The 26,862-nt window shown below is 70.5% G+C and carries 27 protein-coding genes; 16 read left to right on the top strand and 11 right to left on the bottom strand.

Translation table 11 applies throughout. The features are described 5' to 3' along the window. Positions 1–41: 41 nt before the first annotated feature. The 12 genes from ACFQU4_RS10835 (at position 42) to ACFQU4_RS10780 (ending at position 14,241) form a co-directional block, all read left to right on the top strand. Positions 42–1,469, top strand: coding sequence for an ABC transporter substrate-binding protein (locus ACFQU4_RS10835; protein ID WP_377490934.1), 1,428 nt, complete (start codon positions 42–44; stop codon positions 1,467–1,469). Then, positions 1,466–2,329: a carbohydrate ABC transporter permease gene (locus tag ACFQU4_RS10830; RefSeq protein WP_377490931.1), complete on the top strand. Its 864-nt coding sequence runs from the start codon at positions 1,466–1,468 to the stop codon at positions 2,327–2,329. The genes ACFQU4_RS10835 and ACFQU4_RS10830 overlap by 4 nt, the downstream gene beginning before the upstream one ends. Next, entirely contained in the window at positions 2,326–3,192 is an 867-nt protein-coding gene (locus ACFQU4_RS10825; RefSeq protein ID WP_377490928.1) for a carbohydrate ABC transporter permease, read from the top strand. The genes ACFQU4_RS10830 and ACFQU4_RS10825 overlap by 4 nt, the downstream gene beginning before the upstream one ends. Positions 3,193–3,233: 41 nt before the next feature. Next, on the top strand, positions 3,234–4,694 hold the full coding sequence (locus ACFQU4_RS10820; protein ID WP_377490925.1) for a sulfatase-like hydrolase/transferase: 1,461 nt from the start codon (positions 3,234–3,236) through the stop codon (positions 4,692–4,694). Between the two features lie 46 nt (positions 4,695–4,740). Further along, on the top strand, positions 4,741–5,796 hold the full coding sequence (locus ACFQU4_RS10815) for a zinc-binding dehydrogenase (protein ID WP_377490922.1): 1,056 nt from the start codon (positions 4,741–4,743) through the stop codon (positions 5,794–5,796). Positions 5,797–5,913: 117 nt separating this feature from the next. Then, the gene (locus ACFQU4_RS10810) at positions 5,914–7,596 is read left to right on the top strand and encodes an ABC transporter substrate-binding protein (RefSeq protein WP_377490919.1); all 1,683 of its coding nucleotides are present in this window, start codon (positions 5,914–5,916) and stop codon (positions 7,594–7,596) included. A 7-nt stretch (positions 7,597–7,603) separates the two neighbouring features. After that, positions 7,604–8,629 (top strand): ABC transporter permease, encoded by a 1,026-nt coding sequence (locus ACFQU4_RS10805; RefSeq protein WP_377490916.1) that lies wholly within the window; start codon positions 7,604–7,606, stop codon positions 8,627–8,629. Between the two features lie 9 nt (positions 8,630–8,638). Further along, positions 8,639–9,574, top strand: coding sequence for an ABC transporter permease (locus tag ACFQU4_RS10800; RefSeq protein WP_377490913.1), 936 nt, complete (start codon positions 8,639–8,641; stop codon positions 9,572–9,574). Beyond that, positions 9,571–10,668, top strand: a complete 1,098-nt coding sequence (locus tag ACFQU4_RS10795) for an ABC transporter ATP-binding protein (RefSeq protein ID WP_377490910.1) — start codon at positions 9,571–9,573, stop codon at positions 10,666–10,668. Before ACFQU4_RS10800 ends, ACFQU4_RS10795 begins: the two co-directional genes overlap by 4 nt. Positions 10,669–10,690: 22 nt before the next feature. Further along, positions 10,691–11,770 carry an ABC transporter ATP-binding protein gene (locus tag ACFQU4_RS10790; protein ID WP_377492233.1) on the top strand — a complete coding sequence of 360 codons (1,080 nt, stop codon included), beginning with the start codon at positions 10,691–10,693 and terminating at the stop codon, positions 11,768–11,770. A gap of 72 nt (positions 11,771–11,842) precedes the next feature. Beyond that, on the top strand, positions 11,843–12,517 hold the full coding sequence (locus ACFQU4_RS10785) for a heme oxygenase (biliverdin-producing) (protein ID WP_377492230.1): 675 nt from the start codon (positions 11,843–11,845) through the stop codon (positions 12,515–12,517). A gap of 92 nt (positions 12,518–12,609) precedes the next feature. Beyond that, positions 12,610–14,241 carry a GxGYxYP domain-containing protein gene (locus ACFQU4_RS10780; protein ID WP_377490907.1) on the top strand — a complete coding sequence of 544 codons (1,632 nt, stop codon included), beginning with the start codon at positions 12,610–12,612 and terminating at the stop codon, positions 14,239–14,241. Between the two features lie 2 nt (positions 14,242–14,243). Here the strand turns inward: ACFQU4_RS10780 and ACFQU4_RS10775 are convergent, their stop codons facing one another. Then, the gene (locus ACFQU4_RS10775) at positions 14,244–14,651 is read right to left on the bottom strand and encodes a DUF1304 family protein (RefSeq protein ID WP_377490904.1); all 408 of its coding nucleotides are present in this window, start codon (positions 14,649–14,651) and stop codon (positions 14,244–14,246) included. Then, positions 14,648–15,115: a cupin domain-containing protein gene (locus tag ACFQU4_RS10770; RefSeq protein WP_377490901.1), complete on the bottom strand. Its 468-nt coding sequence runs from the start codon at positions 15,113–15,115 to the stop codon at positions 14,648–14,650. The genes ACFQU4_RS10775 and ACFQU4_RS10770 overlap by 4 nt, the downstream gene beginning before the upstream one ends. 88 nt (positions 15,116–15,203) lie before the next feature. On the opposite strand from ACFQU4_RS10770, the gene ACFQU4_RS10765 reads away from it, so the two are divergent. Next, a complete protein-coding gene (locus ACFQU4_RS10765) occupies positions 15,204–16,238 on the top strand; it encodes a LuxR C-terminal-related transcriptional regulator (RefSeq protein ID WP_377490898.1) in 1,035 nt (344 codons plus the stop codon). Here the strand turns inward: ACFQU4_RS10765 and ACFQU4_RS10760 are convergent, their stop codons facing one another. After that, positions 16,239–17,228, bottom strand: coding sequence for a GlxA family transcriptional regulator (locus tag ACFQU4_RS10760; protein WP_377490895.1), 990 nt, complete (start codon positions 17,226–17,228; stop codon positions 16,239–16,241). 70 nt (positions 17,229–17,298) lie between these two features. Here ACFQU4_RS10760 and ACFQU4_RS10755 point away from each other — a divergent pair, with 70 nt between their 5' ends. Next, positions 17,299–18,126: an MBL fold metallo-hydrolase gene (locus ACFQU4_RS10755; protein ID WP_377490892.1), complete on the top strand. Its 828-nt coding sequence runs from the start codon at positions 17,299–17,301 to the stop codon at positions 18,124–18,126. Here the strand turns inward: ACFQU4_RS10755 and ACFQU4_RS10750 are convergent. The 3 genes from ACFQU4_RS10750 to ACFQU4_RS10740 all read right to left on the bottom strand — a co-directional run bounded on the left by ACFQU4_RS10750 (position 18,081) and on the right by ACFQU4_RS10740 (position 20,415). Further along, positions 18,081–18,833 carry a dienelactone hydrolase family protein gene (locus ACFQU4_RS10750; protein WP_377490889.1) on the bottom strand — a complete coding sequence of 251 codons (753 nt, stop codon included), beginning with the start codon at positions 18,831–18,833 and terminating at the stop codon, positions 18,081–18,083. The genes ACFQU4_RS10755 and ACFQU4_RS10750 overlap by 46 nt on opposite strands. A gap of 71 nt (positions 18,834–18,904) precedes the next feature. Continuing rightward, the gene (locus ACFQU4_RS10745) at positions 18,905–19,627 is read right to left on the bottom strand and encodes a class F sortase (protein WP_377490886.1); all 723 of its coding nucleotides are present in this window, start codon (positions 19,625–19,627) and stop codon (positions 18,905–18,907) included. A gap of 2 nt (positions 19,628–19,629) precedes the next feature. Beyond that, the gene (locus ACFQU4_RS10740) at positions 19,630–20,415 is read right to left on the bottom strand and encodes a hypothetical protein (protein WP_377490883.1); all 786 of its coding nucleotides are present in this window, start codon (positions 20,413–20,415) and stop codon (positions 19,630–19,632) included. A 198-nt stretch (positions 20,416–20,613) separates the two neighbouring features. Between ACFQU4_RS10740 and ACFQU4_RS10735 the strand changes: the two genes are divergently transcribed. After that, positions 20,614–21,651, top strand: a complete 1,038-nt coding sequence (locus ACFQU4_RS10735) for a glutathione S-transferase family protein (protein WP_377490880.1) — start codon at positions 20,614–20,616, stop codon at positions 21,649–21,651. Between the two features lie 49 nt (positions 21,652–21,700). Continuing rightward, complete coding sequence (locus tag ACFQU4_RS10730; RefSeq protein WP_377492227.1) at positions 21,701–22,534, top strand: TIGR03620 family F420-dependent LLM class oxidoreductase; 834 nt, start codon at positions 21,701–21,703, stop codon at positions 22,532–22,534. Between the two features lie 3 nt (positions 22,535–22,537). Here the strand turns inward: ACFQU4_RS10730 and ACFQU4_RS10725 are convergent, their stop codons facing one another. The 5 genes from ACFQU4_RS10725 to ACFQU4_RS10705 all read right to left on the bottom strand — a co-directional run bounded on the left by ACFQU4_RS10725 (position 22,538) and on the right by ACFQU4_RS10705 (position 26,747). After that, a complete protein-coding gene (locus ACFQU4_RS10725) occupies positions 22,538–22,999 on the bottom strand; it encodes a hypothetical protein (protein ID WP_377490877.1) in 462 nt (153 codons plus the stop codon). Between the two features lie 58 nt (positions 23,000–23,057). Beyond that, the gene (locus tag ACFQU4_RS10720; protein WP_377490874.1) at positions 23,058–23,372 is read right to left on the bottom strand and encodes a nucleotide pyrophosphohydrolase; all 315 of its coding nucleotides are present in this window, start codon (positions 23,370–23,372) and stop codon (positions 23,058–23,060) included. A gap of 25 nt (positions 23,373–23,397) precedes the next feature. After that, positions 23,398–23,808, bottom strand: coding sequence for a GreA/GreB family elongation factor (locus tag ACFQU4_RS10715; protein WP_377490871.1), 411 nt, complete (start codon positions 23,806–23,808; stop codon positions 23,398–23,400). Positions 23,809–23,958: 150 nt separating this feature from the next. Beyond that, on the bottom strand, positions 23,959–25,746 hold the full coding sequence (locus tag ACFQU4_RS10710; RefSeq protein WP_377490868.1) for a cytochrome bc complex cytochrome b subunit: 1,788 nt from the start codon (positions 25,744–25,746) through the stop codon (positions 23,959–23,961). Continuing rightward, complete coding sequence (locus ACFQU4_RS10705) at positions 25,746–26,747, bottom strand: Rieske 2Fe-2S domain-containing protein (RefSeq protein WP_377492224.1); 1,002 nt, start codon at positions 26,745–26,747, stop codon at positions 25,746–25,748. Before ACFQU4_RS10705 ends, ACFQU4_RS10710 begins: the two co-directional genes overlap by 1 nt. Positions 26,748–26,862: the final 115 nt, after the last annotated feature.

The following is a 26,862-nucleotide window of genomic DNA, read 5'->3' as shown; positions in this document are numbered from 1 at the left end:
GCAATTCGCTCGTTTGAGCGAACCTCGAAGGGGAGGAACACGTGTCGGCACGGATCGAGGCCCCCTGGTCTCGGCGCAGATTTCTCGGCTCGGCGGCCGGGCTGAGCGGCGGACTGCTCGGTGGGGCGGCGCTGCTCGGCGGCTGTGCGGCCGGCAGCGGAACGGTCGCCGGGGAACTGCCGGAGCTGCCGGCGGACGTCGCGGAGTTCTTGCGCGTCCAGGGCAAGGCGCTCGGCGTCGACCGGATCGGCGTCCTGGCCTACGCGTCGCCGCAGGCGGAGGTGGTCAAGGCGTTCACCGCCCAGTTCAGCGAGCTGACCGGCATCGAGGTCGCCTGGACCGGACTGGACGAGCAGTCGGCCGCCAGCCGGGCCAGCGTGGCGCTCGGCTCCGGGGCCGGCGGCTACGACATCGTGCAGACCTCGTCCGGCCTGCTGCCGACCTACGTCGAGCGGGGCTGGGTGGCCGACCTCACCGCCCTCCGCGGCGCGTCGCCGGCGACCGTGCCGACCTGGGATCCGGCGGTGTACGGCCCGGGCACGGTGGCCATGCTGAGCCAGGGCGACGCGCTGTATGCCGTGCCCAACTTCATCGGGACCCAGGTCTTCTACTACCGCACCGACGTGTTCGAGCAGGCCGGCGTCTCGGTGCCGACCACCCTGGCGGAACTGCGCACGGTCTGCGCGGCGGTGCACAGTGACGAGATCTCCGCGATTGCCTTGCGCAGCGCGCCGAACGCCTCCCAGCTGCTGTTCGTCTGGAGCGCCTGGCTGTACGCCTACGGCGGCCGGTTCTACACCGACTACCGCGACGGTAGGTACTCCGGCGTCGCGCTCGAGAGCGACGAGGCGCTGCAGGCCCTCGAGCTGTACGTCGAGCTGGTCCGCGACTACGCGCCATCCGGCGCGACCAACTGGAGCGTCGAGGACGTCACCCGGTCCTTCACCACCGGCCGGGTCGCGATCGTGCAGGAGGGCGCGGTGTTCGGCGGCACCTTCAACGACCCGGACGCCTCCCAGGCCGCCGGCAGGGTCGGCACCTTCGTCATCCCCTCCGGCCCGGCCGGCCGGTTCGTGCCGTACAACGCGCACGGCTGGCTGGTCGCCGAGCGGTCGGCCCACCGGGACGCGGCCTGGCTGTTCGCCCAGTGGGCCACCCTGCCGGAGATCCTGACCGCCGCCACCCTGGGCAAGGTCGCCTACTCGACGCCGCCGCTGCCGAAGGTCTACCGGACGCCGGAATACCGGGACAAGTACGGCTTCGACGACTTCGTGGTCACCGTGCAGGAGACCATCGAGACCGCCGACGGCGGCGGCTACACGCCGTTCGACGACGCCAGCTACCAACCGCGCTCGGCGGACTGGAACACGGTCGGCCAGAAGATCAGCGAGGAGCTGAGCAAGGCGGTGACCGGCCAGGTGGATCCCCGGTCGGCGCTGGCCGCGGCGGCCCGGGCGGTGGGCTCATGATCCGGCGGAACTGGCAGGCGCCGTTCCTGGCGCCCTTGATCATCGTGCTGCTGGTCACCACGGTGCTGCCGATCGGCTTCATGATCATGCTGGCACTCGGCGAGGAGACCGGAAACCTCGGCGAGCTGCGGTTCACCGGCCCGCAGAACTTCGGCACCGCGCTCGGCAGCCCGGCGCTGTGGCACTCGATCGGCCTGGTGGTCGCATTCCTGGTCGGGGCGCTGGCGCTGGAGCTGCTGATCGGCGTGTCGGCGGCCCTGGTGCTGGACCGGCTGCTGCCCGGCAATTCGATCATCCGGGTGCTGCTGCTCTGGCCGGCCGTGCTGCCGCCGATCGCGGTCGCGTTGATCTTCAAGTTCATCCTGCAGGGCGACATCGGCCTGATCTCGTACTATCTCGGGCTGATCGGGATCGAGCAGGAGTGGCTGACCGGGCCGACCTCGGCGATGGCGGTGATCATCGGGGTCGACATCTGGCAGTACACGCCGTTCGTGATCTTGCTGACGCTGGCCGCGCTGACCGGGATCCCGGCCGAGCTGCGCGAGGCCGCCGTGGTGGACGGGGCCCGGCCGGGGCAGGTGATCCGGCACATCATCCTGCCCATGATCAGCACCGCGACGGTGGCGACCGCGCTGCTCCGGTTCATCGACGCGATCCAGGTCTTCCCGACCATCTACACGCTGACCCGGGGCGGGCCGGGGACCAGCACCCAGCTGCTGACCTTCTACAACTACCAGGTCTTCTTCGGCGAGCTGAAGTTCGGCCTCGGCGCCGCGGTGGCGGTGATCGTCGTCTGCTTCACCCTGCTCTGCGTCGGCTCGCTGCTGCTGGTCCAACGACGGACGGAGCGACTCCTGTGACCCGCCAGCCCACCGCCCTCGCCCTGCGCGCCCGGCGCGGCCCGCTGACGATCGTCGGCTATCTCTACCTGGTGATCCTGCTGATCTTCTTCGGCCTGCCGATCGTCTACGCGGTGCTGACGGCGTTCCAGCCGAGGTCCGTGACGAACCAGCCGATGCCGCAGTGGCTGTTCACCCCGACGCTGGACAACTTCCGGTCGCTGTTCGAGGAGTACTCCTTCATCGGGCCGCTGCTGAACAGCCTGCAGTCCAGCCTCGGCTCGGCCCTGGTCGCGTTGATCATCGCCGCGCCCGCCGCGTACGCGCTGAGCCGGTCGCGGATGGGCCGGTCCCGGGCGGCCCGGCTGGGCTGGGTCGGCTTCTGGCTGCTCGGTGCCCGTGCGCTGCCGGCGATCGGCCTGGCCATCCCGGCGTACGCGATCTTCAACGAGATCGGCCTGAACGACACGATCGTGGCGATGCTGATCGTCTACCTGCCCTACAACGTGGCGCTGGCGACGATCCTGCTCAAGGTGTTCCTGGACGGCGTGCCGATGGAGATCGACGAGGCCGCGGCGGTCGACGGGGCCGGCCCGTTCCGGACCCTGTGGTCGGTCATCCTGCCGCTGTCCCGGCCCGGCGCCGCCTCGGTGATGATCATGACCTTCCTGTTCGGCTGGAACAACTTCCTGTTCCCGCTGGTGCTGACCGGTTCCCGGGCCGGCACCATCCCGCTGGCGCTGCAGCAGTTCCTGGGCAGCTACACCCTGCAGTGGAATCAGGTGATGGCCGGCGTCGTGCTGCTGTCCCTGCCGCTGATCCTGCTCGCCGTCCTGTTCGGCAAGTACATGATCGGCGGGCTGACCGCCGGCAGCATCAAATGATCAACCAGTCCTGACCAACCAGAAAGAGCGAGGACCTCCCTGTGGCACGACGGCCCAACATCGTGATCATCTGCACCGACCAGCACCGCTTCGACGCGGTGTCGACCCACCCCGGCAGCGCCGCCGTGACCCCACACCTGGAGCGGCTGGCGGCGGACGGGGCGGTGTTCGATCACTGCTATTCGCCGAGCCCGGTCTGCGCGCCGGCCCGGGCCTCGATGCTGACCGGGCAGTACCCGAGCTCGCACGGCCTGTGGGCCAACGGCGTGACGCTGCCGGCCGACGCCTCGCTGGTCTCCCGTGAGCTGGCCGAGGCCGGCTACCGGACCGGACTGATCGGCAAGCTGCACCTGGCCGCGGCGTTCCAGGGTCGGACCGAGGAACGGATCGAGGACGGGTTCGAGTACCGCCGGTGGGCCCACGATCCCTTCCACGGTTCGCCGGACAACGCCTATCACCAGTGGCTGCGAGATCGGTTCCCGGAGCTGTGGCAGGCGGCCGTCGGCGATGTGGTGACGCCCGACCAGGAGGGCTTCGTGCACGCCGACACCGCCTTCGACGCGATGCCGACCGAGGCGCACTACTCGACCTGGGTGGCCGAGGAGGCGACGGAGTTCCTGCAGGCCGACGACGAACGGCCGTTCTTCCTGGTGGCCAACCTGTTCGACCCGCACCACCCGTTCGTGGCGCCGGAGGAATACCTGGCCCGGTTCCCGGCCGGGTCGGTGCCGCCGCCGGTCGGCGGCCTGGACGAGCTGGCCACCAAGCCCGCCTTCCAGACCGAGTCGTCGGGCTGCAGCTATGCCGGGCACGGCCCGTCCTTCACCGATTTCGACGCCGCCGGGATCGACGAGATCCGGCGCACCTACCAGGCGATGGTGACGCTGGCCGACGAGTCCATCGGCAAGATCATCGAGGTGCTCGACCAGGACCGCTTCAAGGCCGACACCCTGGTGATCTTCACCAGTGATCACGGCGAGCTGCTCGGTGATCATGCGATGCTGCTGAAGGGCCCGATGATGTACGACATCGCGGTCCGGGTGCCGATGATCATGCGCTGGCCGGACCAGGTGCCGGCCGGCCGGCGGGTCGCCTCGCAGGTCGGGCTGCACGATGTGGCCCGCACCCTGCGGGCTGCCGCGGCGCTGCCCGAGCAGCCCGCGGACCAGGGGATCGACCTGGTCGCGGTCGCCGACGGGCGGGCCGAGGGCCGGGACTGGTCGCTGTCGCAATATCGCGACTCGGGCTATCCGAACACGCCGCCGGTGCACAGCACGATGCTCCGGTCCGGGTCGTACAAGATCATTCTGTGGCACGGCGATCCGGCCGACGGCCGGGAATCCGAGGGCGAGCTGTACGACCTCGCGGCCGACCCGGACGAGTTGATCAACCTGTGGCAGGAGCCGGAGCACCTGGCCACCCGGGCCCGGCTGCTGCAGCAACTGGTCGACACCTCGGTGGCCGTGGAGGATCGCTCCGCGCCGCGCGTCGCCCCGTGGTGAAACACTGCCGCTGACGAGTCGGAGCTTGACCGAAGGAGTGGAGACGATGGGTTTGCCGACGACGATGACGGGGATCACCCTGCCCGGCGGGAGCCGGGTCGATCGGGCCGAGGTCCCGGTGCCACAGCCGGGTCCCGGCCAGGTGCTGGTGGAGGTCCGGGCCTCGTCGATCTGCGGCAGCGACATCCGGGCGATCTACCGGGAGCACCTGGGCCACGGCGCGGAGGCGTACCAGGGCGTGATCGCGGGCCACGAGCCGGCCGGGCGGATCGTCGCGGTCGGCGAGGGGGTCACCGAGCACGCCGTCGGCGACCGCGTCGCCTGCTACCACATCTCCGGCTGCGGCCAGTGTGCGGAATGCCGGCACGGCTACTACATCGGCTGCACCTCGGCGGCCCGCGCCGCGTACGGCTGGCAGCGCGACGGCGGCCACGCCCCGTACCTGCTGGCCCAGGCCGACACCTGCATCCCGCTGCCGGACGGGCTCAGCTACGCCGACGGCGCGCTGGCCTCGTGCGGCTTCGGCACCGCGTACGAGGGGCTGCTCCGGCTCGACCTGTCCGGCCGGGACCGGTTGTTGATCACCGGCCTCGGGCCGGTCGGCCTGGCGGCCGGGATGCTGGCCAAGGCGATGGGCGCCGGGCCGGTGGTCGGTCTGGACGTGATGCCGGACCGGGTCGCCCTGGCCACCGAACTCGGCGTGATCGACCACGGCTTCACGGTGGAGCAGACCGGCGAGCTCGACGCGGTCACCGGCGACGGGTTCAGCGCGGCGATCGACTGCTCCGGCAGCGCGCCGGGGCGGCACACCGCGATCGAACGGCTGGCCACCTGGGGCCGCTGCGCGTTCGTCGGCGAGGGCTCCACGCTGAGCCTCGAGGTGTCGCCGCTGCTGATCCACAAGCAGGTCACCCTGTACGGGTCCTGGGTGACCTCGCTGCGGCATCTGCAGGACCTGCTGGAGCACCTGGTCAGGTGGGGGATCAGCCCGGAGCGGACGATCACCCACCGGTTCGGTCTGGACCAGGCCGAAACCGCGTACGAACTCGCCGATCAGGGCCGTTCCGGCAAGATCTGTCTCTATCCGCACGGGGTGGAGTGAAAGCTTCGGCCAGGTTTCACTCCTGCAACGACGAGTCAGTATCCCGACACCGCTAGCTACTCTCCGGTAATGTTCCGCCCGATCGAGCCTCCCATCATCGAAATCGAGGTAAATACGATGCGGTTCACGAGATCGCTCCGGCGCGGAGTCGCGGCCATCGCCGCAGTTGCCCTCGCCGGCTCCCTCGCAGCCTGTGCCCAGAGTGAGCGGGAAGATCCCGGCACCGGAACGTCCTCCGGCGCCGTCGAGACCAAGGACACCTTCGTCTTCGCGGCGTCCTCCGATCCGGTCATGCTGGACCCGGCGATGGCCAGCGACGGCGAGACGTTCCGGGTGGCCCGGCAGATGTTCGAGGGCCTGGTCAGCACGAAGCCCGGCACGGTCGAGCTGATGCCCGGCCTGGCCGAGTCCTGGGAGCCCTCCGAGGACGGCAAGACGTACACGTTCAAGCTGCGGTCCGGGGTCAAGTTCCACGACGGCACCGACTTCAACGGCGAGGCGGTCTGCGCCAACTTCGACCGTTGGTACAACTGGACCGGCCTGAACCAGAACGAGAACATCACGTACTACTACGGGAAGCTCTTCAAGGGCTTCAAGACCGGCAAGACCGGCGGCATCTACGAGAGCTGCGAGGCTCCGGATCCGCAGACCGCGACGATCAAGCTGAACGCCCCGTTCGCCGGCTTCGTCCAGGCGATGACGCTGTCGTCGTTCGCCATGCAGAGCCCGGCGGCGATCGAGAAGTTCGACGGCAACAACACCACCGGCACCGTCGACGACACCCGGTTCTCCGAGTACGCGACCGCGCACCCGACCGGCACCGGCCCGTTCGTCTTCGACTCCTGGGAGCGCGGCGAGCAGGTCCGGCTGAAGCGGTTCGACGGCTACTGGGGCGACAAGGCCAAGGTGTCCCAGGTCGTGATCCGGACCATCAGCGACGGGAAGGCGCGGGCCCAGGAGCTCGAGGCCGGCACCATCGACGGCTACGACCTGGTCGCGCCGGCCGACCTGGCGCCGCTGAAGGAGAAGGGGATGCAGCTGCTCAACCGGCCGCCGTTCAACATCCTCTACCTGGCGTTCAACCAGAAGAACAAGGCGTTCCAGGACGTCCGGGTCCGGCAGGCACTGACCCACGCGATCGACCGGCAGGCCGTGGTGAACAGCACGCTGCCGGAGGGCTCGCAGGTCGCCAAGGAGTTCATCCCGGACCTGGTCACCGGCTACAACGACGGCGTCACCGAGTATCCCTACGATCCGGAGAAGGCCAAGCAGCTGCTGAAGGAGGCCGGCCAGGAGAACCTGGAGCTCAAGTTCGCCTACCCCACCGGCGTCTCGCGGCCGTACATGCCGACGCCGGAGGACACCTTCCAGGTGATCAAGACCCAGCTCGAGAAGGTCGGCATCAAGGTCACCCCGGTGGCGGCGAAGTGGAGCCCGGACTACCTGGACATGGTGCAGGGGGAGAACGGCACCGACAAGCGGGACATCCACCTGCTCGGCTGGAACGGCGACTACGACGACACCGACAACTTCCTCGGCGTCTTCTTCGCGGCCAAGTCCAACGAGTGGGGCTTCGACAACCCGGAGCTGTTCAAGGCGCTGAAGGAAGCCCGCGAGCTGCCGACGGTCGAGGAACAGAAGCCGGCCTACGAGAAGATCAACGCGATGATCGCCGACTACGCCCCGGGCGTCCCGATCGCGCACCCGGCGCCGACGCTCGGCTTCGGTGCCGGCGTCGAGGGCTACGTGCCCAGCCCGGTGCAGGACGAGGTCTGGAACACGGTCACGATCAAGCCGTAACCCGACCATGATCAGGTTCGCGGTCCGCCGGCTGTTGTTGCTGGTGCCGGTGCTGTTCGGGCTGAGCGTGCTGCTGTTCGTCTGGCTGCGCGCTCTGCCCGGCGACCCGGCCCGGGCGCTGCTCGGCGACAAGGCGACGCCGGAGTCGATCGCCCGGCTGAACGAGGTGTACGGCTTCGACAAGCCGATCCCGCAGCAGTACGTGACGTACATCGGCCGGCTGCTGCAGGGTGACTTCGGCGCCTCGGCCAGGACCGGCCAGCCGGTGCTGGAGACGTTCCTGGAACGGTTCCCGGCCACCATCGAGCTGGGCATCGCGGCGATGCTCTTCGCGCTGGTGATCGGGATCCCGCTCGGCTATCTGGCCGCCAAGCGGGCCGGCGGGTTCCTCGACCTGTTCACGGTCGGCGGGTCGCTGCTCGGCGTGGTGATCCCGGTCTTCGTGCTGGCGTACCTGCTCAAGATCGTTTTCGCGATCGGGCTGCCCGGTCCGCTCGGCGCGCTGGCGTTCCTGCCGGCGTCCGGGCGGCAGGACGCCCGGATCGACGCCACCCACATCACCAACTTCTACGTGCTGGACGGGATCCTGACCCGGGAGTTCGACGCGTCGCTGAACGCGATCACGCACCTGATCCTGCCGGCCATCGCGCTCGGTTCGATCCCGCTGGCGATCATCGTCCGGATGACCCGGGCCTCGGTGCTCGAGGTGATCGGCGAGGACTACGTCCGGACCGCCACCGCGAAGGGCCTGGCGGCAAACTTGATCACCCGGCGGCACGTGCTGCGCAACGCGATGCTGCCGGTGGTCACCACGGTCGGGCTGCAGACCGGAGCCCTGCTGGCCGGCGCGGTGCTGACCGAGTCGGTGTTCGCCTTCAACGGCATCGGGTCCTACCTGTTCGACGCGATCAGCGGGCTCGACTATGCCGTGCTGCAGGGGTTCATCCTGTTCATCGCGATCACGTACGCCTTGGTCAACCTCGTCGTCGACCTGCTCTACGGCGTCATCGATCCCCGGCTGCGGACCAGGTAGGGGGAGCTCATGACGACCGTTGATCCGTTGGTCGAACGGCCGGCCGCGCTGGCCGGGCTGACCGGCACCGACGATCATGACCGTGGCACCAGCCTGTGGCAGGGCGCGCTGCAGCGGCTGATCCGCAACCCCGGCGCGATCCTGGGCGCCCTGATCGTGCTCGCCTTCGTGCTGGTCGCGATCCTGGCGCCGGTGATCGCGCCCTACCAGCCGTCGTCCAGCGAATGGATCACCCAGGTCACGCCGTCCGACGTGCCCGGGCCGTCGCCGGACCACGTGCTCGGCCTGGACCCGTTCGGCTCCGACCTGCTCACCCAGTTGCTCTACGGGGCCCGGCAGTCGTTGATCATCGGCGTGGTGTCGACGACGCTCGGCCTGATCGGCGGCTCGCTGATCGGCGGCCTGGCCGGTGCGTTCGGCGGCTGGGTGGACACGCTGCTGATGCGGCTGGTGGACATCCTGCTCTCGGTGCCGTCGCTGCTGCTGGCGGTCAGCATCGCCGCCGCGATCGGGCAGAGCCCGAACGCGATCATGATCGCGATCGGGGCCGCCTGCGTGCCGATCTTTGCCCGGCTGCTGCGCGGTTCGATGCTGACCCAGCGGCACTCCGACTACGTGCTGGCCTCGGAGTCGCTCGGCCTGCGGCGCAGCACGATCGTGGTCGGGCACGTGCTGCCGAACTCGGTCGGGCCGGTGATCGTCCAGGCCACGCTGACGCTGGCGACGGCGATCATCGAGGTCGCCGGGCTCTCGTACCTGGGCCTCGGGTCGCCGGACCCGGCGATCGCGGAGTGGGGCCGGATGCTGGTCAAGGCGCAGGACCGGTTGCAGAGCGACCCGCACCTGACCGTGCTGCCGGGCGCCTGCATCGCCGTCACGGCCCTCGGCTTCACCTTGTTCGGTGAGGCCCTGCGGGAAGCGCTCGACCCGAAGTCGAGGAGATGATCATGGGCACCGAACTTGATCAACCGCTGCTCCTGGTGGACCAGGAGCGCCGGCTCGATCCTTCGACAGGCTCAGGACAGGCTCTGTTGGTGGTGGACAACCTCGCGGTCAGCTTCCGGCGCCGCGGCCGGGAGCCGTTCGTCGCCGTGGACGGCGTGTCGTTCACGGTCCGGCCGGGCGAGATCGTCGGCATCGTCGGCGAGTCCGGCAGCGGCAAGTCGGTCACCTCGATGGCGATCATGGGCCTGCTGCCGCGGCGTTCGGCGGTGATCACCGGGGCCGCCCGCTACCGCGGCCAGAACCTGATCGGCCGGTCCGCGGCCGAGCTGTCCTCACTGCGGGGCCGCGAGCTGGCGATGGTGTTCCAGGACCCGATGAGCTCGCTGAACCCGGTGCTGCCGATCGGGCTGCAGGTCACCGAGGTGCTGCGCCGGCATCAGCAGATCACCCGGGCCGACGCCCGGGACGAGGCCGAGGACCTGCTCCGCCGCTGCGGCATCCCCGATCCGGCCCGCCGGCTGCGGGAGTATCCGCACCAGCTGTCCGGCGGCATGCGGCAGCGGGCGCTGATCGCGATCGCCCTGGCCTGCAAGCCGAAACTGCTGATCTGCGACGAGCCGACCACCGCGCTCGACGTGACGATCCAGGCCCAGGTGCTGGAGCTGCTCAGCGAGCTGGTCCGCGACCTCGGCACCGCGATGATCATGATCACCCACGATCTCGGCGTGGTGGCCGGGCTGTGCGACACGGTGAACGTGATGTACGCGGGCCGAGTGGTCGAGACGGCCGAGCGGCGGGAGCTGTTCGCCCACCCGCAGCACCGCTACACCGAGGGCCTGCTGTCCTCGATCCCGCGGCTGGACGCTCCCCGCGGCGAACCGCTGCACCCGATCCCGGGCACCCCGCGGGACGTCGTGCCGTGGACCAAGGCCTGCGCGTTCGCGCCGCGCTGCCGGCACGCCGACGAGGCCTGCGTCCGGAGCGACCTGCAGCTGGTCGACTCGACTCGGCCCGATCACCCGGTGCGCTGCGTGCACCCGGTCGACGCACCGGGCCCTTCGACAGGCTCAGGGAACGATGGTGATGATGGCTGAGGCTCAGGGAACGAAGATGATCATGACTGAGGGTCAGCCGCTGCTCGACGTGCGCGGGCTCAAGGTGCACTTCCCGATCAAGCAGGGGATCCTGCTGGACCGGACGGTCGGCCATGTCCGCGCCGTCGACGGCGTCGATCTCGCGCTGACCCAGGGCCAGACGTACGGTCTCGTCGGCGAGTCCGGCTGCGGCAAGTCGACGCTCGGCCGCGCCCTGCTCCGGCTGGAGAAGCCGACCGAGGGCCAGGTGATCTTCGACGGCACCGACCTCGGCACGCTGCGGCCCGAGCCACTGCGCCGGATCCGGCGCCGGATGCAGATGGTGTTCCAGGACCCGCTGGGCAGTCTCGATCCGCGGCAGTCGGTGCGCAGCCTGCTGCTCGAACCGCTCAAGGCGCATGGGCTGTCCGAGGCGGACCGGGCCGAGTTCGGCGCCGACCGGCCGGCGAGCCACCTGGCCAAGGCCGAGTCGATGCTGGAACTGGTCGGGCTGCCCGGCTCGGCGCTGGCCAAGTACCCGTACGAGTTCTCCGGCGGGCAGCGGCAGCGGATCGGGATCGCCCGGGCGATGATCTTGAACCCGGACCTGGTGATCGCCGACGAACCGGTCAGCGCCCTGGACGTCTCGGTGCAGGCGCAGGTGATCAATCTGCTGGAACGGCTGCAGGACCTGCTCGGCCTGACCTACGTCGTGGTCGCTCATGATCTTGCGGTGGTGCGGCACATCTCGGACGTGATCGGCGTGATGTACCTCGGCCGGCTGGTCGAGGAGGCCGACAGCGACGACCTCTACGCGACGCCGCTGCATCCGTACACGATCGCGCTGATGTCGGCGATCCCGATCCCGGACCCGGAGGTCGAGGACCGGCGGGAACGGATCCTGCTCCGCGGCGACCTGCCCAGCCCGGCCAGGCCGCCCGCGGGCTGCCGGTTCCACACCCGGTGCCCGTACCGGCAGCCGGACCGGTGCGACACCGAGGTGCCGGAGCTGCGGGTGATCGAGGGGCATCCCGGTCGCCGGGTCGCCTGCCACTACGCCGAGGAGATCCTGGCCGGCCAGGTCACGGTGTCCGATCCGGCGATGGTCGTCGAGCCCGGCTGAACCTCCGCCGGCCACGCCGATCGGGGAGCAGTTAAAGTAAGGCTCACCAAAGTCGGCGAGCAGGGGGTCGTGATGATGACCGGGAACACCGTGGACCTGGAGCCTTTCTCGACCGTGCTCCGCCGGGCGACGGCGGAGCACCACGACCGGGCCGAGTCGGCTCCGTTCGTGGGGAAGTTGCTCGACGGCCGGCTGGGCCTGGAGGCGCTGGCCGCGCTCGCGGGACAGAACCTGTTCGTCTACACGGCGCTGGAGACGGCCGCCGAGCGGTGGCGTGCGGACCCCGTGGCCGGGCCCTTCGTCATCGAGGATCTGGACCGGCTGCCCGCGCTGCGGGCCGACCTCGAGCACCTGATCGGGCCGGACTGGGCGGCGTCGGTGCAGGCACGGCCCACCACGATGGCGTACGCCGAGCGGATCAGCGGTGCGGACTCGGCGGCCAGGTTCGTGGCGCACCACTACACCCGCTACCTCGGCGACGTGTCCGGCGGCCAGGTGATCGCGTCGGCGATGCGGCGCCAGCACGGCGACCGGGCCGGGCTCGCCTTCTACGACTTCGGCGGGCTGTATGCCGGGCCGTTGCGCAACCCGGCCGAGTTCCGGCGGCACTACCGGGCGCTGCTCGACGCCGCGCCGTGGACCGCCACGGACCGGGCCGCGGTGATCGACGAGTCGGCCCGAGCGTTCGGCTACAACCGGATGATCTTCGACGAGCTCGCCGACGACCTCGGTCTCGACGCCGCATGATCATCTTCTGTCCAGGACCGGGTGCCGGTCCTTGACCCGCGTCGGAGCGGCAACTTAGCGTCGGCGGAACCGACAACGGAGGTCAGGGCATCATGGTCGATCCCGTCAGTCCCCGATCGTTGCGGATGCCCCGGCGGCAGGCGCTCGGCGCCCTGTCCGCGGTGGCCGTCGCTGCCACGGCGGCCGGTGCGCTGCAGCCGGGCCGGGCGGTCGCCGATCAGCCGAGATCCCCGTACCCCAAGGGAATCGAGCCGACCGAGCTGTTCGTCGTCGACCGGGCCGGGCTGACCGACGACGAGGCGATCATGGTCGCCACCCTGCAGGGTCTGCTGGCCCGCCCCGGTGATCGGCGAGCGGGCCCGGCGATCTATCTCGACCTGCCGAACGGGTACCGGCTCTGGCTCGACGACCTGACCGAGCGGTACGAGCTCCCGGCGACCCGGGCCGACGACCCGTGGGGCCTGGTCGACCGGTTCGCGGACCGGGTGGCCGGCTACGTCCTGTACCGGAGCGGCGGTCCGACGATCAACGTGGCGACGACCGTGGCCGGCGTCGAGGGCGGGATCGCCGTGTCCGAGGCGCTGGAGCCGACCGCGATCGAGCACGGGTTGCGCCGGCTGGCCGACGTCCGCGAGCGGGACGACGCGTGGGCCTGGCGGACGTACCGCGGGCAGCTCCGGAGTGACCTTGTGGTGGAGCAGAAGGCCGACCCCGAGGTCGGCCTGTTCACCCACCAGCTCCGGGACTACGCGACGATGGCCGGCGCCTTCACCTTCTACGACGGCAATTCCGACTTCCGCAGGTCGGTCGTCGAGGATCTCGACCCCGACGCCGCCGTGATCGGCTGGGGCGATGCGCGGCAGGGCGAGGACGGCTTCGTCGGCGTCTCCTCGGCGGCCGGCGTCGTCACCCTCCCGGGCGACTGGGCGGGCAACCTGGCCTGTCTCTCCGGGATCAGCCTCCCGTCCCTGCAGCAACGGGCCCCGGTCCGGCCGCGTACGCCGGAGCCGGGCCGGCACCACGTCGCGTTCGTCGTCACCGACGGCGACAACGTGCAGTGGCTGCTGAACGACCTGCCGACCAGCCAGAACTGGTTCGGCAGTCCGCGCCGTGGCACCTTCGACCTCGGCTGGGGCGTGCCGCCGTCGGCGATCGACCTCGCGCCGTCCGTGCTGGACTGGTACTACCGCAACGCCTCGGCCGGCCGGCACGAGGACCGCTTCGTCGTCGGCCCGTCCGGCGGCGGCTACCTCTACCCGAGCCGGTATCCGCGCGACGAGCTGACGCTGCACACCGCCGAGCTCGCCCGGACGATGGAACGGGCCGATCTCGGCGTGGTCCAGATCCTCGACTTCGAGTCCTTCGACGACGCGGACCTGTGGTCGGCGTACCTGCGGCACGACCAGATCACCGGCCTGATCTACCTGGAGTACAGCCGTTACGACGGTCTCCGCGGCCGGGTCCGCTGGGTCGAGGACAAGCCGGTGATCTCGGCCCGGACCATGCTCTGGGAGGGGCTGAGCTCACCGGCCCAGGTGATCGAGACCCTCAACGCGGCCGGCACCGATCCGACCTCCGTGGACGGCTACTCGGTGGTGATGTTGCACTGCTGGAGCATGAACCTGGACGACCTCGGCCACGTCGTCGACAACCTGGCGCCGCACGTCTCCGTGGTCACGCCGGACGCCCTGGTCGCGATGATGAGCGCAGCCGTCCGGCGCTGACCTCACACCGCCACCAGGGCGGCGAGGGTGGCGATCGCGGTCGGCACGCTGCAGGCGATCGCCGGTGCGACGCCGGGACCCTTGGGCCGGCTCAGCGCCAGCCGGTCGGCGACGAACAGGACGACGCCGCAGCCGAACATGAACAGGCCGGTGAAGATCACCAGCGCACGGCCCTCGGCCACCGAACCGGTGGCCCACAAGATCACGCCGGCGACCGCGCCCAGGCTGAGGAACAGGTTGTAGAAGCCGACGCAGAACGACCAGAGCCGGACCGGCTCGATGTCGCGGGACGGCACCGCGAAGATCCCCTGGTGCACGCCCGGCCGGCGGAACATGATCGTCTCCCAGACGAAGGCGAGGAAGTAGATCACGGCGCCGAGCAGGACTCCGATCCAGGCGACGATGATCATGGTGCGACCTGTTCCGGAACCGGGTCGGCGGCCAGCGTGACCCGATGCTTGGCCAGCACGGTGGCGAGCTCCGGGCCGGCCGTGGCGCCGTCGGCGACGGCCCGCTGCAGGTCGGCGTGGAAGCGGCTCATCGCGCCGGTCAGGCTGATCACCAGGAACCGGACGGTCGGACTGAGCACGGTGAACGTGTGCCAGGCGTCCGGCGGGATGGTGATCACGGCGCCCGGCGCGAGTTCGATCGCCCGGTCCTCGACCTGCACGATCATCCGGCCGTGCAGCAGGTAGTAGGCCTTGGGCCAGGCGGTGCGGTGCAGCGGGGTGGCCGGGCCGCGCGGCGCGTCGACCTCGAACAGCTCGTAGCCGTCGTCGGTGTCCGCGGCGTCGATCTTGATCGTCAGCACCGCGTCCGGCGCGGTCAGTTCGGTGCCTTCGCCGGCACCGCGATGGCGTACCTGATGGGTCATGGCAGCGACGCTAGGCCCGGCTTCCGGCTCCGGTCGATCCCAGGAATCGGGGATATCGGGGCCGCCGGCCCGAGCGCATACTGAAGGCGTGTGGGAGGACCGGGCCGACCGAGCGCGGCGCGAGATCACCGACCTCGCCGTACGGGGAGCCGGCGTGGCGGAGCTGCAGGCCGCCGCGATCACCCTGGTCGACCGGGCCGTGCCGAGCGAGCTGACCTGCTGGGCGACGCTCGACCCGGAGACGTTGATGATCACCGGCATGATCGGCGGTACGGCCACGATCACCGCCGCGGGCGAGGAACGGCTGGCGGCCGCCGAGTACGCGCCGGGGGAGCCGCACACGTTCGCCGGGCTGGCCCGGGAGCACCGTGTGGTGGCCCGGCTGTCCGACCTGCCGGAGCGGGAGCTGGCCCGCAGCGGCCGCTACCACGAGGTCTGGCGGCCGCTCGGACTGGACCGCGACCTCCGGGTGCTGTTCTCCGACGCCGGCGTGTGGTGGGGCGCGGCCGGCTTCGTCCGCCGCGGCGCCGACTTCACGGACCGGGAGACGGAGTACCTGGCCGCGGTCGCACCGGCCGTCGGCGCGTCGATCCGGGTGGCCGTACGGGCCGAGGCGTCCCGGGCCGGCGGCGTACCGGCGATCGTGGTGCTCGGTGCGGACGGCGCGATCCGGGCCGTCACGGCCGCCGCCGCCGACTGGCGGGACAGCCTGGACGAGATCGCCCCGGGCCGCTTCCAGACCATGATGCGGGTGCTGGGGTACGGGGCCCGGACCGCCGGGCCGGGTGGGTTCCACGGCCGGCTCCGGGACGCCCGCGGCCGCTGGGCGCAGCTGGAGGCGAACCGGCTGATCGGCGCCGGCGACGAACGGACCGTGATCACCATCGAGCCGTCCTCGGGGGATCGGCTGCTCGCCCTGCTCCTGGTCGCCTACGGCCTGTCGGCCCGGGAACGGGAGCTCTGCGCCGAGGTGCTGGCCGGCCGGTCCACCGCGGAGATCGCCGACCGGCTGTTCATCTCACCGCACACGGTCCAAGATCATCTCAAGTCGATCTTCGGCAAGGTGGGCGTCCATAGCAGGGGAGAGCTGATCGCCCGGCTCCGGCCTGCCGCCGGTTCCTGATCAGTTCTTGATCAAGGACCGGGTCCGGAACTGGGCCCGGTGCGCGGCCGGGCTGGTGCCCAGTTGCTGCCGGAAGTGGTGCCGCAGACTGACGGCGGTGGCGAAGCCGGCGTCGCCGGCGACCCGCTCGACGGGATCGTCGGTCGTCTCGAGCAGCAGCCTGGCCCGGTCGAGGCGCTGGTGCAGCAGCCACTGCTGCGGGCTGGTGCCGGTCCGGTCCCGGAACCGGCGGGTGAAGGTTCGGCGGGACAGGGCGGCGGCGCGGGCCCAGGCGTCCAGGTCGATCGGCTCGGCGAGCCGGGCCGACGCCCACACCATGGCTCGCTCGATCGGGTCGTCCTGGTCGGCCGCCGGCACCGCGACCGGGACGAACTGCGCCTGTGAGCCGCTGCGGTGCGGCGCCAGCACCAGCCGGCGCGCCAACTCGGCCGCGGTCCGGCTGCCGAGGTCGGTACGGACCAGGTGCAGGCAGCAGTCCAGTGCCGCGGCCACGCCGGCCGACGTGATCACGTCGCCGAGATCGGACCAGAGCAGGTCGGCCCGGACCCGGACCGCCGGATGGGCCCGGGCCAGCCGCTCGGCGTCCGACCAGTGGGTGGTCAGTTCCCGGCCGTCGGCCAGCCCGGACGCGGCGATCACCCAGCTGCCCAGGCAGAGCCCGACGATCCGGGTGCCGCGACGGTGCGCGGACCGGATCGCCGCCAGCAACGGCGCGGACGGGACGGCGTCGCGGATCCAGCTCGGCACGATCAGCAGGTCGGCGGGACCGGAGCCATCGCCGGTCAGCTCGTCCAGGACCTCGAGCCCGTACCGGACCGTGATGTCGAACCCCGCCTCGGTCGCCAGCTCTCCCGGCTGCTCCGCGCAGATCCGGAGCCGGTACGGCCAGTCAGCCGGGCGGTCGATGCCGGCCCGGCCGAACACCAGGGCCGGCACCGAGAGGTGGAACGGGCTGATCCCGTCGAACGCGAGGACTGCGACGGTAGGCATGGCCCGATCTTAACGAACATCGTCCATCGGGCCACTGTTGTGAACCTGTGGCAGCGCCGAGACTCGGGTCATGATCACTTCTGCTGAGACCGGCGCCGACCAACTGGAGGCGCTGCACGTGGGCGGGCCGACGCTCCGGTTCCGCTACGCCGGGCTGACCTGGCTGACCGACCCCACCTTCGACCCGCCGGGCGACTACCCGGGTCGGGTGGTGCTGCACAAGCTGACCGGCCCGGCCGTGCCGCCGGAGCAGGTCGGCCCGATCGACGTCGTGCTGCTGTCGCACGACGAGCACGCCGACAACCTGGACCGGTCCGGCCGTGCCCTGCTCTCCTCGGTGCCGACCGTGCTGTCGACGCCGGAGGCCGCAGGCCGGTTGCCGGGCGTCACCGGTCTGGACCCGTGGCAGACCGTCGCCGTGTCCGGGACCGTCGAGGTGACCGCGGTTCCGGCGCTGCACGGTCCGGCCGGTGCGGAGGAGTTCAGTGGGGTCGTCACCGGCTTCGTGCTGCGGTCGGACGGGGCACCGACCGTGTACGTCTCCGGCGACAACGCCTCGGTCGACCTGGTCGCCGAGATCGTGGACCGGCTCGGTCCGATCGACGTGGCCGTGCTCAACGTGGGCGCCGCGAACGTCGGCGTGTTCGGCGATGCCGACGTGACCCTGAACGCGCGGACCGCGCTCCGGGCGTCAGAGCTGCTCGGCGACGCGATGATCATCGCCGTGCACGGCGAGGGCTGGGCCCACTTCTCCGAGTCCCTTGATCATCTTCGGCGGACCTTCGGCTACGCCGGCCGTGCCGAGAAGTTGATCATCCCGCCGCTCGGCGTACCGATCATGATCACCGGACGTCAGTCCGACAGCGTCCTGGCGAACAGGGCCTCGAGTTCGGCGTAGTGCCGCTCGGCGCCCGCCTCCTGGTACATCGAGGTGTCCGGCATGGTGAAGCCGTGCGGCGCGTCCGGGTAGATCGCCGTGCTGCGGGTGATCCCCGCCGCGTCCAGCGCCTCGTCGAGGGCGGCGATCGCCTCCGGCGGGTTGGCCCGGTCGTTGTCAGCGTGGCCGGCCAGGATCTCGGCGGTCGCCGTCGTGATGATCTTGTGCACGCTGTCCGGCTCGTCGGTGACCAGGTTGGCGGCGTGGAACGCGCCGGCGGCCCGGATCCGGTCCGGGTGGGCGGCGGCCGCGCGGAGGGCGAGCATGCCGCCCATGCAGTAGCCGGTGCTGCCCAGCCGGTCGGCGACGACGCCGGGCTGGGCGGCCAGGGCGTCGAGGTAGGCGGTGATGTCGCGGAGCAGGTTCGCGGTGTCCAGGCCGGTCCGCCGGTTGCCCATGGTGGCGAAGAACGCCTCCCGGGCGCCCGGCTTCCGCAGGTCCTCGGCCGGGGCCAGCTCGGCCGCCGTACCGGCGCGGTAGAAGACGTTCGGCGCCAGCACGGTGTAGCCCCAGCCGGCGATCCGATCCGCGATGGTCTCGATCGCCGGCCGCAGCCCGATCGCGTCGACGAACAGCAGCACCCCGGCGTGCGGGGTGTCCGGGCCGGGGGAGAGGTAGGCCTCCGCCGTCCCGTCGGCCGCCGCGATCTCGATCGTCCTGCCCGCCATGCCCGCCTCCATCGGTCTCGTTTCCCTCGACCCTAAGGCGCGGCGCCCGGCCACTCGGACCGGGGCCGGGTTCAGTCGGCGAGCTGGGCGAAGACGACGAAGTTGAGGTCCTGCTTGGAGCCGTCCGCGTTCAGGTAGCAGCCGACCAGGACCAGCCGCCCCGGTACGGTCTCGTACACCTCGTCGGCCCGCTGGATCTCGTTCTTCGGGTACATCTTGGTCGCCTGCACCTGGTACGTCAGCGAGCCGCTCTCGGTCTCGACGATGATCGACTGGCCGATCTCGACGTGCTGCAGCGGATCGAAGACACCGCCGCCGGAGCGGACCGTGTGGCCGAGCAGGTAGACCGTGTCGCCCGAGTCGGAACCGGGACGACCTCGGTCGGCCCACCGGTAGACCAGCGAGGTCTTCGGCGGCACCAGTTCGTTGGTCGACGGGTCCGGGGAGATCGCACCGCCGGAGTCGCCGGAGAGGACGTCCGGGATCTTCAGCCGGACCACCTCGGACTCCGGCACCGAGCGGTCCCGGTCCGGCGGATCGCTCGACTCGCGCCGTGGGGGAAGGGATCCTTCGCCGGTGGTCTTCGCGTACGGCCGCTCCGGCGCCTTGGACGCCTTGGGACTCGACGAAGCGTCGGACGACGGGTCACCGGGCTTCGCCGAAGCGGAGGCGGGACTCGACTCCGGGGCCGGTGGCGGCCCGGCAACCGGCGGTGTCCCGCAGCCCACGAGGAGCCCGGACACCGCCAGCGCTGCCGTACCGGCGATCAGGATCGAACGCAGCAGCCGATGCACGATCAGTGGCGGCGGATGCGCTTCAGCAGCAGGGTCATCCCGGTGCCGACGATTCCGGTGCCGATCACGCCGGCGCCCGCCAGCAGCGGCCAGGCCGTGCCGCCGTCAGTGCCGGTGCCGAAGCCGGGCCGCGGTTCCGACGGAGTAGCGGTCGGCGACGGGCTCTCGCTCTCGCTCGGCATCCCCGACTCGGACGGCGTCTCGCTCGGCGACTCGCTGGGGGTCTCGGACGGCGTCTCGCTCGGCGTCTCGGACGGCGGCGGCGTGTCGGTCGGCGACTCGCTCGGAGTCGGCGTCTCGCTCGGGGTCTCGGTCGGCGACTCGCTCGGAGTCGGCGTCTCGCTCGGGGTCTCGCTCGGCGTCTCGGTCGGCGTCGGCGTGTCCGTCGGCGTCGGAGAATCGGACGGCGTCGGGGTCGGGGAAGGACCCTCGTCGGCGGAGCACAGGATCGCGTGCGAGATGTCCTTCTTCGTCGAGTGCTCGTACGCGGTGCCCGAGACCGGGTCCTTGATCACGTCGTTCTCGCTGTCCCCGGAGCCGGCCTTCAGGACCAGCAGAACCCAGGAGCCCGCCGGCACCTCGTACGGCGTGGCGACGGAATCGTCCTTCGAGCAGTCGGCGTTCTGGTACCCCTGCTCTTCGAGGTACTTCTCCCAGTAGCCCGGGTCATTGGTGTTCGTCGTCTCGTCAGCGCTGGCGGCCACCGTGGCCGCGGCGACGGTGCCGAACGCGAGTGTCAGGCCGGCGACCATCAAGCCGGCAACTTTGGTACGTGCGCCTACGCGCATCCTTGGTCTCCCCCGAATCCAGGTCCGCCTCGTCGGTGAGGCAAACAGGTTGCTCGGGGACAGGTGGTCCGGACGGACCGAGGAACTGATGCCGACACCCCCGAAATGTCACCATCCGCGGTGGATGCTATCGCGTTCCGCCGACACTGCACAGGAGGCAGACAGGATTCGTCCGAACTGACTTGTACGCTCGCGACCATGAGCGACAACGACGCGGAGCCGGGTAGCTACGTCGAGGCCGGCGAGTTCAAGCGGGACACCAACTACATCACCACCCGGATCACGGCCGACGGCCGGGACGGCTACCCCGTCGAGGCGGGCCGCTACCGGCTGGTGGCGGCGCGGGCCTGCCCCTGGGCGAACCGGACGCTGATCGTCCGCCGGCTGCTGGGGCTGGAGGACGCGATCTCGCTCGGGCTGTGCGGGCCGACCCACGACAAGCGGAGCTGGACCTTCGATCTTGATCCGGGCGGCGTGGATCCGGTGCTCGGCTACGAACGGCTGCAGCAGGCCTACTTCGCCCGGGTGCCGGACTATCCGCGCGGGATCACGGTGCCGGCGATCGTCGACGTACCGACGAAGGCGGTGGTGACCAACGACTACCCCCGGATCACGCTCGACTTCTCCACCGAGTGGACCGCGTTCCACCGCGACGGCGCGCCCGATCTCTATCCGGAGGACCGCCGGGACGAGATCGACGAGGTGGCCGAGTTGATCTTCCGCGACGTCAACAACGGCGTCTACCGGTGCGGCTTCGCGGGCTCGCAGGAGGCGTACGAACGCGCCTACGACCGGCTGTTCGCGCGGCTGGACTGGCTCGAGGATCGCCTGCGTGGGCAGCGATATCTGGTCGGCGACACGATCACCGAGGCCGACGTCCGGCTGTTCACCACGCTGGCCCGGTTCGACGCGGTCTACCACGGGCACTTCAAGTGCAACCGGCAGAAGCTGTCCGAGTTCGACGCGCTCTGGGCCTATGCCCGGGACCTGTTCCACACGCCCGGCTTCGGCGACACGACCGACTTCGTCCAGATCAAGCAGCACTACTACGTGGTGCACACCGACATCAATCCGACCAAGATCGTTCCGGCCGGACCGGACCTGAGCAACTGGTGGGAACCGCACCACCGGGAACAGCTCGGCGGCCGCCCCTTCGGTGACGGTACGCCGCCCGGCCCGCCGCGGCCGGCCGAGCAGGTGCGCGCCGAGCACGGGCTGCCGCCGCGGGCCGGGTGATCGTGATCTTGGTGGGAATGTCCGGGCCGGGCCGCCGGTTGTCGTGATCATGGTGAATGACGTACGCGGCGTGGGGGTCTGGCGCAGGTCCGGTCAGACCAGCCCACAGCTGGCGAAGGAACTGGAGAATCTCGGCTACCGGTCGATCTGGCTCGGGCTGTCGCCGGGCGACCTGGCCGAACCCGAGGAACTGCTGGCCGCGACCGATCGGCTGGTGGTCGGGACCGGGATCGTCAACATGTGGGCCGACGAACCGGAGCCGGTGGCCGAGGCCTACCACCGGGTCGCCGCGCGGTTCCCGGGCCGGCTCGCGCTGGGCGTCGGGATCGGGCACCCGGAGGCCACCCGGGAGTACCGGAGCCCGTACGCGACGATCGTCGACTACCTGGACCGGCTGGCCGCGGCCGGCGTGCCGGAGCAGGACGTCGTGCTGGCGGCGCTCGGGCCGAAGGTGCTGAAGCTGGCCGCCGAGCGGACCGCCGGGCCGCACCCGTATCTGGTGACCCCGGAGCACACCCGCCGGTCCCGCGAACTGATCGGCCCGGAGCCCCTGCTGGTGACGGAGCAGAAGGCGGTGCTGGGCAGCACGCCCGCCGCGCGCGACCTGGCCCGGCACGGGGTCGGGATGTATCTGCGGCTGCGCAACTACGTCAGCAACCTGCTCACGCTCGGCTTCACCGAGGACGACGTCGCCGGCGACGGCAGCGATCGGGTGATCGACGCGCTGGCACCGCAGGGCGACCCGGCCACCGTCGCGGCGGCGCTGACCGCACACCTGGACGCCGGCGCCAGCCAGGTGGTGCTGCAGTTGCTGACCGAGGACGGCGAGGACCCGCTGCCCGGCTATCGCGCGATCGCCGAGGCGCTCGGGCTGACGAACTGAACCTCAGCGACAGTCGAGGCCGGTGGACACGGACCCGGTCCGCCAGGTCGCGATCGTCCGGCCGTCCTTGCTGACGGTCACCGAGGTGATCTTGGCGGACTTGGTCTTGCTCGTCACGGCCTCGACGTCGAGGCCGAGGCGGGCGGCCTCGGCGTACGCCCGGTCCAGGTCCCACCCGTCCTGGGCCGCGGAATAGACCTGCTCGGCCAGGGCGCAGTCGTCCTCGGCGGCGGCCCAGCCGTGCACCTGGAACGCGAAGACGGCGAGCAGGACCGCGACCCCGAGATAGATCGCCCGGACCACTCCGCGCGGCAGTCCGCCGAGCCGGACCCGGCGGTCGTCCCAGCTCCGGTCGTCGCCGTCGGACACGCGTACCGTCCAGTTCCGGAACAGGTCCGGCTTCGCCACGATCACCAGGCAGAACAGCGACAACGCCCCGAGCAGGTAGGGAAGCAGCTGGACCATGGCAGGACCCTAGCGTCGTGAGTCAGTAGCGGGGCGCGGCACCACCAACCGGCCCAGGTCAGCGGTCGAGGTGGGCCCTGATCCCGGCCATGGTGTCGGTGAAGGACCCCTCCAGGTTCACGCCGTACGCGTCGGCGAGGGTCAGCACGCTCCACAGGCAGTCGGCGAGCTCGTGGGCGAGCTTGGCGTCCAGGTCGGCGGTCGGCCGCACCCCGGCCTTGCCCTGGACGAGCTTGGCAAGATCACCGACGTCGCCGACGAAGCCGATCATGATCTCCTCGGTCGTCCAGCTGCGCCCGTAGCGTTCTGCCTCGACCTCCGCGTACCGGGAGCGCACCGCCCGCGCCTCGGCCTGCATGGCTGCAAATTCCATCCCTGCAGCCTGCCACCCAGGGGCCTCAGCCGAACGGTGCCGCGGCGACCACAGTGGCCTTCACGGTGCCGTTCGGCGCCGGGTAGCTGATCGTGTCGCCGACGTACCGGCCCACGATCGCCAAGCCGAGCGGCGAGCTGGGGGAGTAGACATCCAGGTCGACGCTGGCGTCGAGCGCGGCCAGCTCCCGGCTGCCGACCAGGAAGGTGGTCGGCTCGTCCTCGCCGTCGAACCGTACGGTGACGATCATGCCCGGCTCGACCAGCCCGTCGTCCGGCTTGGCCTCGGTCTCGGCCCGCCGGATCAGCTCGCGCAGCTCCAGGATCCGCGCCTGCTCGGCGTCGTCCGGGGTCCGGCCGGGCCGGGTCAGGTCGGCCACCGTGTCCTCCAGCCGCTGCAGCGTGCGCGGCGTCATCCATACCGGTTCGGCGGTCATACCGATCAGTCCCTTCTGCTGTCCGGCCGCGTCCGCGTCCGGATAAAAACGTTCAGCCTACCGGCGGGCCCGGACAGTCGGCCCGGCGCGGAAACGAGAAACGCCCCCTCCGGCCGGCGGCCGGAGGGGGCGTGTTCCCCTTGCTGTTGATCAGTGCGTGGTCGTACCACTCCTGGTGGCCGCGTCGCCCGACTCCAGCTCGGCCTGATCATCGGCCGCTTCGAGCTCGCCGTGACCGTTGCCGTTGCCATGGCCGTTCTCGTGGCCGTTGCCGTGGGCCTGGTGCTCCGCGGCAGCCTCCAGTTCGGCCCGGGTCGGCTTGCGCAGCGCGTCCCGGTAGAAGAACCGGGTGGCCAGCCGGCGCCGGTTCTCCGCCTTGACCTCGCCGTCGCGCAGGCCGTCGCCCTCGCCGTCCCGGATCGGCTCCAGCGGCAGGTACTCCTTGTGCTGGGTGAGCGTGAACGCCTCGTCCTGGCTGATCGGCACGTGCTTCTCCTCGTACCCGCCGGACGGGTCGCGGACGATGATGCCGGACTCGGCGCCGTGCAGCAGCCGGGCCTCGTCCCGCCGCTGCAGGCCGATGCAGACCCGCTTGGTGATCATGAAGGCGATCACCGGGCCGACGAAGACCGCGACGCGGAGGAAGTCGGTCACCGAGTTCAGCGACACGTCGAAGATCACGGCGATCAGGTCGTTGCCGCCACCGGCCCAGAACAGTCCGTAGCAGGTGATCCCGGCGATGCCGAAGGCGGTCCGGGTCGGGTTGTTCCGCGGCCGCTCCAGGATGTGGTGCTCGGAGTTGTCGCCGGTCACCCACCGTTCGATGAACGGGTAGGCCACCAGGATCCCCGGGAACAACATCATCAGTCCGACGCCGGGCACGAAGATGTTCCAGGACCAGGTGGTGCCGCCGATGTGCGACTCCAGGCCCGGCATGATCCGGACCGCGCCCTCGACGAAGCCCAGATACCAGTCCGGCTGCGAACCGGCGGTCACCTCGGCCGGGTTGTACGGTCCGAACGCCCACACCGGGTTGATCTGCATCACCGCACCCATCAGCGCGATCACGCCGAACACGATGAAGAAGAAGCCGCCGGCCTTGGCCATGTAGACCGGGAACAGCGGGAAGCCGACCACGTTCTTCTCGGTCCGGCCCGGGCCCGGGTACTGGGTGTGCTTCTGGTAGAAGACCAGCCCGACGTGCACGGCGATCAGGCCGAGCAGGATCGCCGGCACCAGCAGGATGTGCGCCATGTAGAACCGGGAGATGATCAGGTCGCCCGGGAACTCCCCGCCGAAGACGAAGAACTCCGCCCAGGTGCCGATCAGCGGGACCGACCGGATCAGGCCGTCGACGAACCGGACACCGGTGCCGGACAGCAGATCGTCCGGCAGCGAGTAGCCGGTCAGGCCCGCGATGATCGTGGTCATCAGCAGCAGGACGCCGAGGATCCAGTTCAGCTCACGGGGCTTGCGGAAGGCGCCGGTGAAGAAGGTCCGCATCATGTGGGCGTACATCGCGACCACGAACAGCAGGGCGGCCCAGTGGTGCATCTGCCGGACCAGCAGCCCGCCGCGGATGTCGAACGAGATGTTCAGCGTCGAGGCGAACGCCTCCGACATGTGCAGGCCCTTGAGCAGCTGGTACGAGCCGTCGTACTCGATCTCCGCCATCGAAGGCTTGAACCACAGGGTCAGGAAGACGCCGGTGATCAGCAGGACGATGAAGGAGTAGAGCGCGATCTCGCCGAGCAGGAAGGACCAGTGGTCCGGGAAGATCTTGCGCAGATTCGCCCGGCCCAGCTTGGCCACGCTCAGTCGCTCGTCGGCCCAGCCGGCCGGACCGGCGGCGGCCTTGAGCAGCGGGCCCGGCTGCTTCGCCGGGGTCTGTGCCTCGGTCGCCGAACTCTCGGTGACCGTGCTGGCAGGTTTCGCCATCAGTTATCACCCTTTTGGTAGTCGCCGTGCGAGTCGCGCTCGAAGAAGCTCGGCCCCACCGGGACGGTGAAATCGCTCCGGGCGATCAAGTATCCCTCCGAATCGGTGGTGATCGGAAGCTGCGGCAGCGCACGCGCCGCCGGGCCGAACACCACGACACCGGAATCGCCGAGATCGAACGTCGACTGGTGGCAGGGGCAGAGCAGGTGGTGGGTCTGGTCCTCCCACAGGCTGATCGGGCAGCCGACGTGGGTGCAGATCTTGGAATAGCAGAGGATCCCGCCGACCTGCCAGTCGCGCCGCGACTCGGGGATCTTGATCCGGTTCGGGTCCATCCGGACGACCACGATCGAGGACTTCGCCTTGGCCTGCTGGAATTCGGCGCCGTGCAGTTCCTGCAGGTTCTCCGGCTGGCCGTTGATCAGCTGGCCGATCCGCATCTCGGAGGCCTTGATCGGGGTGTAGCTGACGTCCTGGACGAGCTTGACGCCCTCGGCCCAGATCGTCTTCATGATCGTCTCTTTACGGGTCGCCGCGACCGGCCACGGCCCGAGGTCGGCCAGGACGACGAGCGCCGGCAGGCCGAGCGCCCCGAGCGCGCCGGCCAGGCTGCGGCCGAGCACCTTGCGGCGGCTGATCGCCGACTCGTCGATGCCGGTGTTGAGGTCCGCGACGACCGCAGTACGGTCCTCGTCGCTCGACTTCAGCTCGTGCCGGTCGTCGGAGATCTCGTGGTTGGCCATGATCTGGCGCGACCACTGGATCGCGCCGATGCCGATCAGCAGGATCGCGAAGCCCGCGGTCAGGCCGAGCCCGACATGCTGGGCGTTGGAGTGCAGCGGGCCGAAGTCGATGTACATGTCCCGCGGCACCGCGAAGTAGATCACGACGAACGCGATCGCCAGCAGCGGGACGAGCCCGAACATGGTCGCGACCTGGCGGGTGGCCCGTTCGGCCGCCTTCGGGTCGACATCGGTCAGCCGCGGGTGGTGCTCTTCCATGCCCGGGTCCGGGACGGGGTAGCGGGGCCAGCCCTGGCCCTGGTCCACGCCGCCGACGCTGGTTGTCGCGAGCTCCTTGCCCTGTGCCGCCGAGGATTGGGGGTCGGTTTCGCCC

Origin of the sequence: Microlunatus sp. GCM10028923 (assembly GCF_042666975.1) — a bacterium.
Lineage (GTDB): Bacteria > Actinomycetota > Actinomycetes > Propionibacteriales > Propionibacteriaceae > Microlunatus.
This window is presented reverse-complemented; position numbering and strand designations above follow the sequence as displayed.

What these genes read in the sequence shown, in the direction of transcription:
- ACFQU4_RS10710 (WP_377490868.1), bottom strand. Translation starts at nt 25,746, where the DNA reads ATGGCGAAACCTGCCAGCACGGTCACCGAGAGTTCGGCGACCGAGGCA.
- ACFQU4_RS10795 (WP_377490910.1), top strand. Translation starts at nt 9,571, where the DNA reads ATGATCATGGGCACCGAACTTGATCAACCGCTGCTCCTGGTGGACCAG.
- ACFQU4_RS10815 (WP_377490922.1), top strand. Translation starts at nt 4,741, where the DNA reads ATGGGTTTGCCGACGACGATGACGGGGATCACCCTGCCCGGCGGGAGC.
- ACFQU4_RS10775 (WP_377490904.1), bottom strand. Translation starts at nt 14,651, where the DNA reads ATGATCATCGTCGCCTGGATCGGAGTCCTGCTCGGCGCCGTGATCTAC.
- ACFQU4_RS10750 (WP_377490889.1), bottom strand. Translation starts at nt 18,833, where the DNA reads ATGGCGGGCAGGACGATCGAGATCGCGGCGGCCGACGGGACGGCGGAG.
- ACFQU4_RS10740 (WP_377490883.1), bottom strand. Translation starts at nt 20,415, where the DNA reads ATGCGCGTAGGCGCACGTACCAAAGTTGCCGGCTTGATGGTCGCCGGC.
- ACFQU4_RS10725 (WP_377490877.1), bottom strand. Translation starts at nt 22,999, where the DNA reads ATGGTCCAGCTGCTTCCCTACCTGCTCGGGGCGTTGTCGCTGTTCTGC.
- ACFQU4_RS10780 (WP_377490907.1), top strand. Translation starts at nt 12,610, where the DNA reads ATGGTCGATCCCGTCAGTCCCCGATCGTTGCGGATGCCCCGGCGGCAG.
- ACFQU4_RS10730 (WP_377492227.1), top strand. Translation starts at nt 21,701, where the DNA reads ATGGTGAATGACGTACGCGGCGTGGGGGTCTGGCGCAGGTCCGGTCAG.
- ACFQU4_RS10760 (WP_377490895.1), bottom strand. Translation starts at nt 17,228, where the DNA reads ATGCCTACCGTCGCAGTCCTCGCGTTCGACGGGATCAGCCCGTTCCAC.
- ACFQU4_RS10810 (WP_377490919.1), top strand. Translation starts at nt 5,914, where the DNA reads ATGCGGTTCACGAGATCGCTCCGGCGCGGAGTCGCGGCCATCGCCGCA.
- ACFQU4_RS10770 (WP_377490901.1), bottom strand. Translation starts at nt 15,115, where the DNA reads ATGACCCATCAGGTACGCCATCGCGGTGCCGGCGAAGGCACCGAACTG.
- ACFQU4_RS10705 (WP_377492224.1), bottom strand. Translation starts at nt 26,747, where the DNA reads ATGGAAGAGCACCACCCGCGGCTGACCGATGTCGACCCGAAGGCGGCC.
- ACFQU4_RS10715 (WP_377490871.1), bottom strand. Translation starts at nt 23,808, where the DNA reads ATGACCGCCGAACCGGTATGGATGACGCCGCGCACGCTGCAGCGGCTG.
- ACFQU4_RS10720 (WP_377490874.1), bottom strand. Translation starts at nt 23,372, where the DNA reads ATGGAATTTGCAGCCATGCAGGCCGAGGCGCGGGCGGTGCGCTCCCGG.
- ACFQU4_RS10785 (WP_377492230.1), top strand. Translation starts at nt 11,843, where the DNA reads ATGATGACCGGGAACACCGTGGACCTGGAGCCTTTCTCGACCGTGCTC.
- ACFQU4_RS10755 (WP_377490892.1), top strand. Translation starts at nt 17,299, where the DNA reads ATGATCACTTCTGCTGAGACCGGCGCCGACCAACTGGAGGCGCTGCAC.
- ACFQU4_RS10735 (WP_377490880.1), top strand. Translation starts at nt 20,614, where the DNA reads ATGAGCGACAACGACGCGGAGCCGGGTAGCTACGTCGAGGCCGGCGAG.
- ACFQU4_RS10805 (WP_377490916.1), top strand. Translation starts at nt 7,604, where the DNA reads ATGATCAGGTTCGCGGTCCGCCGGCTGTTGTTGCTGGTGCCGGTGCTG.
- ACFQU4_RS10800 (WP_377490913.1), top strand. Translation starts at nt 8,639, where the DNA reads ATGACGACCGTTGATCCGTTGGTCGAACGGCCGGCCGCGCTGGCCGGG.
- ACFQU4_RS10830 (WP_377490931.1), top strand. Translation starts at nt 1,466, where the DNA reads ATGATCCGGCGGAACTGGCAGGCGCCGTTCCTGGCGCCCTTGATCATC.
- ACFQU4_RS10790 (WP_377492233.1), top strand. Translation starts at nt 10,691, where the DNA reads ATGACTGAGGGTCAGCCGCTGCTCGACGTGCGCGGGCTCAAGGTGCAC.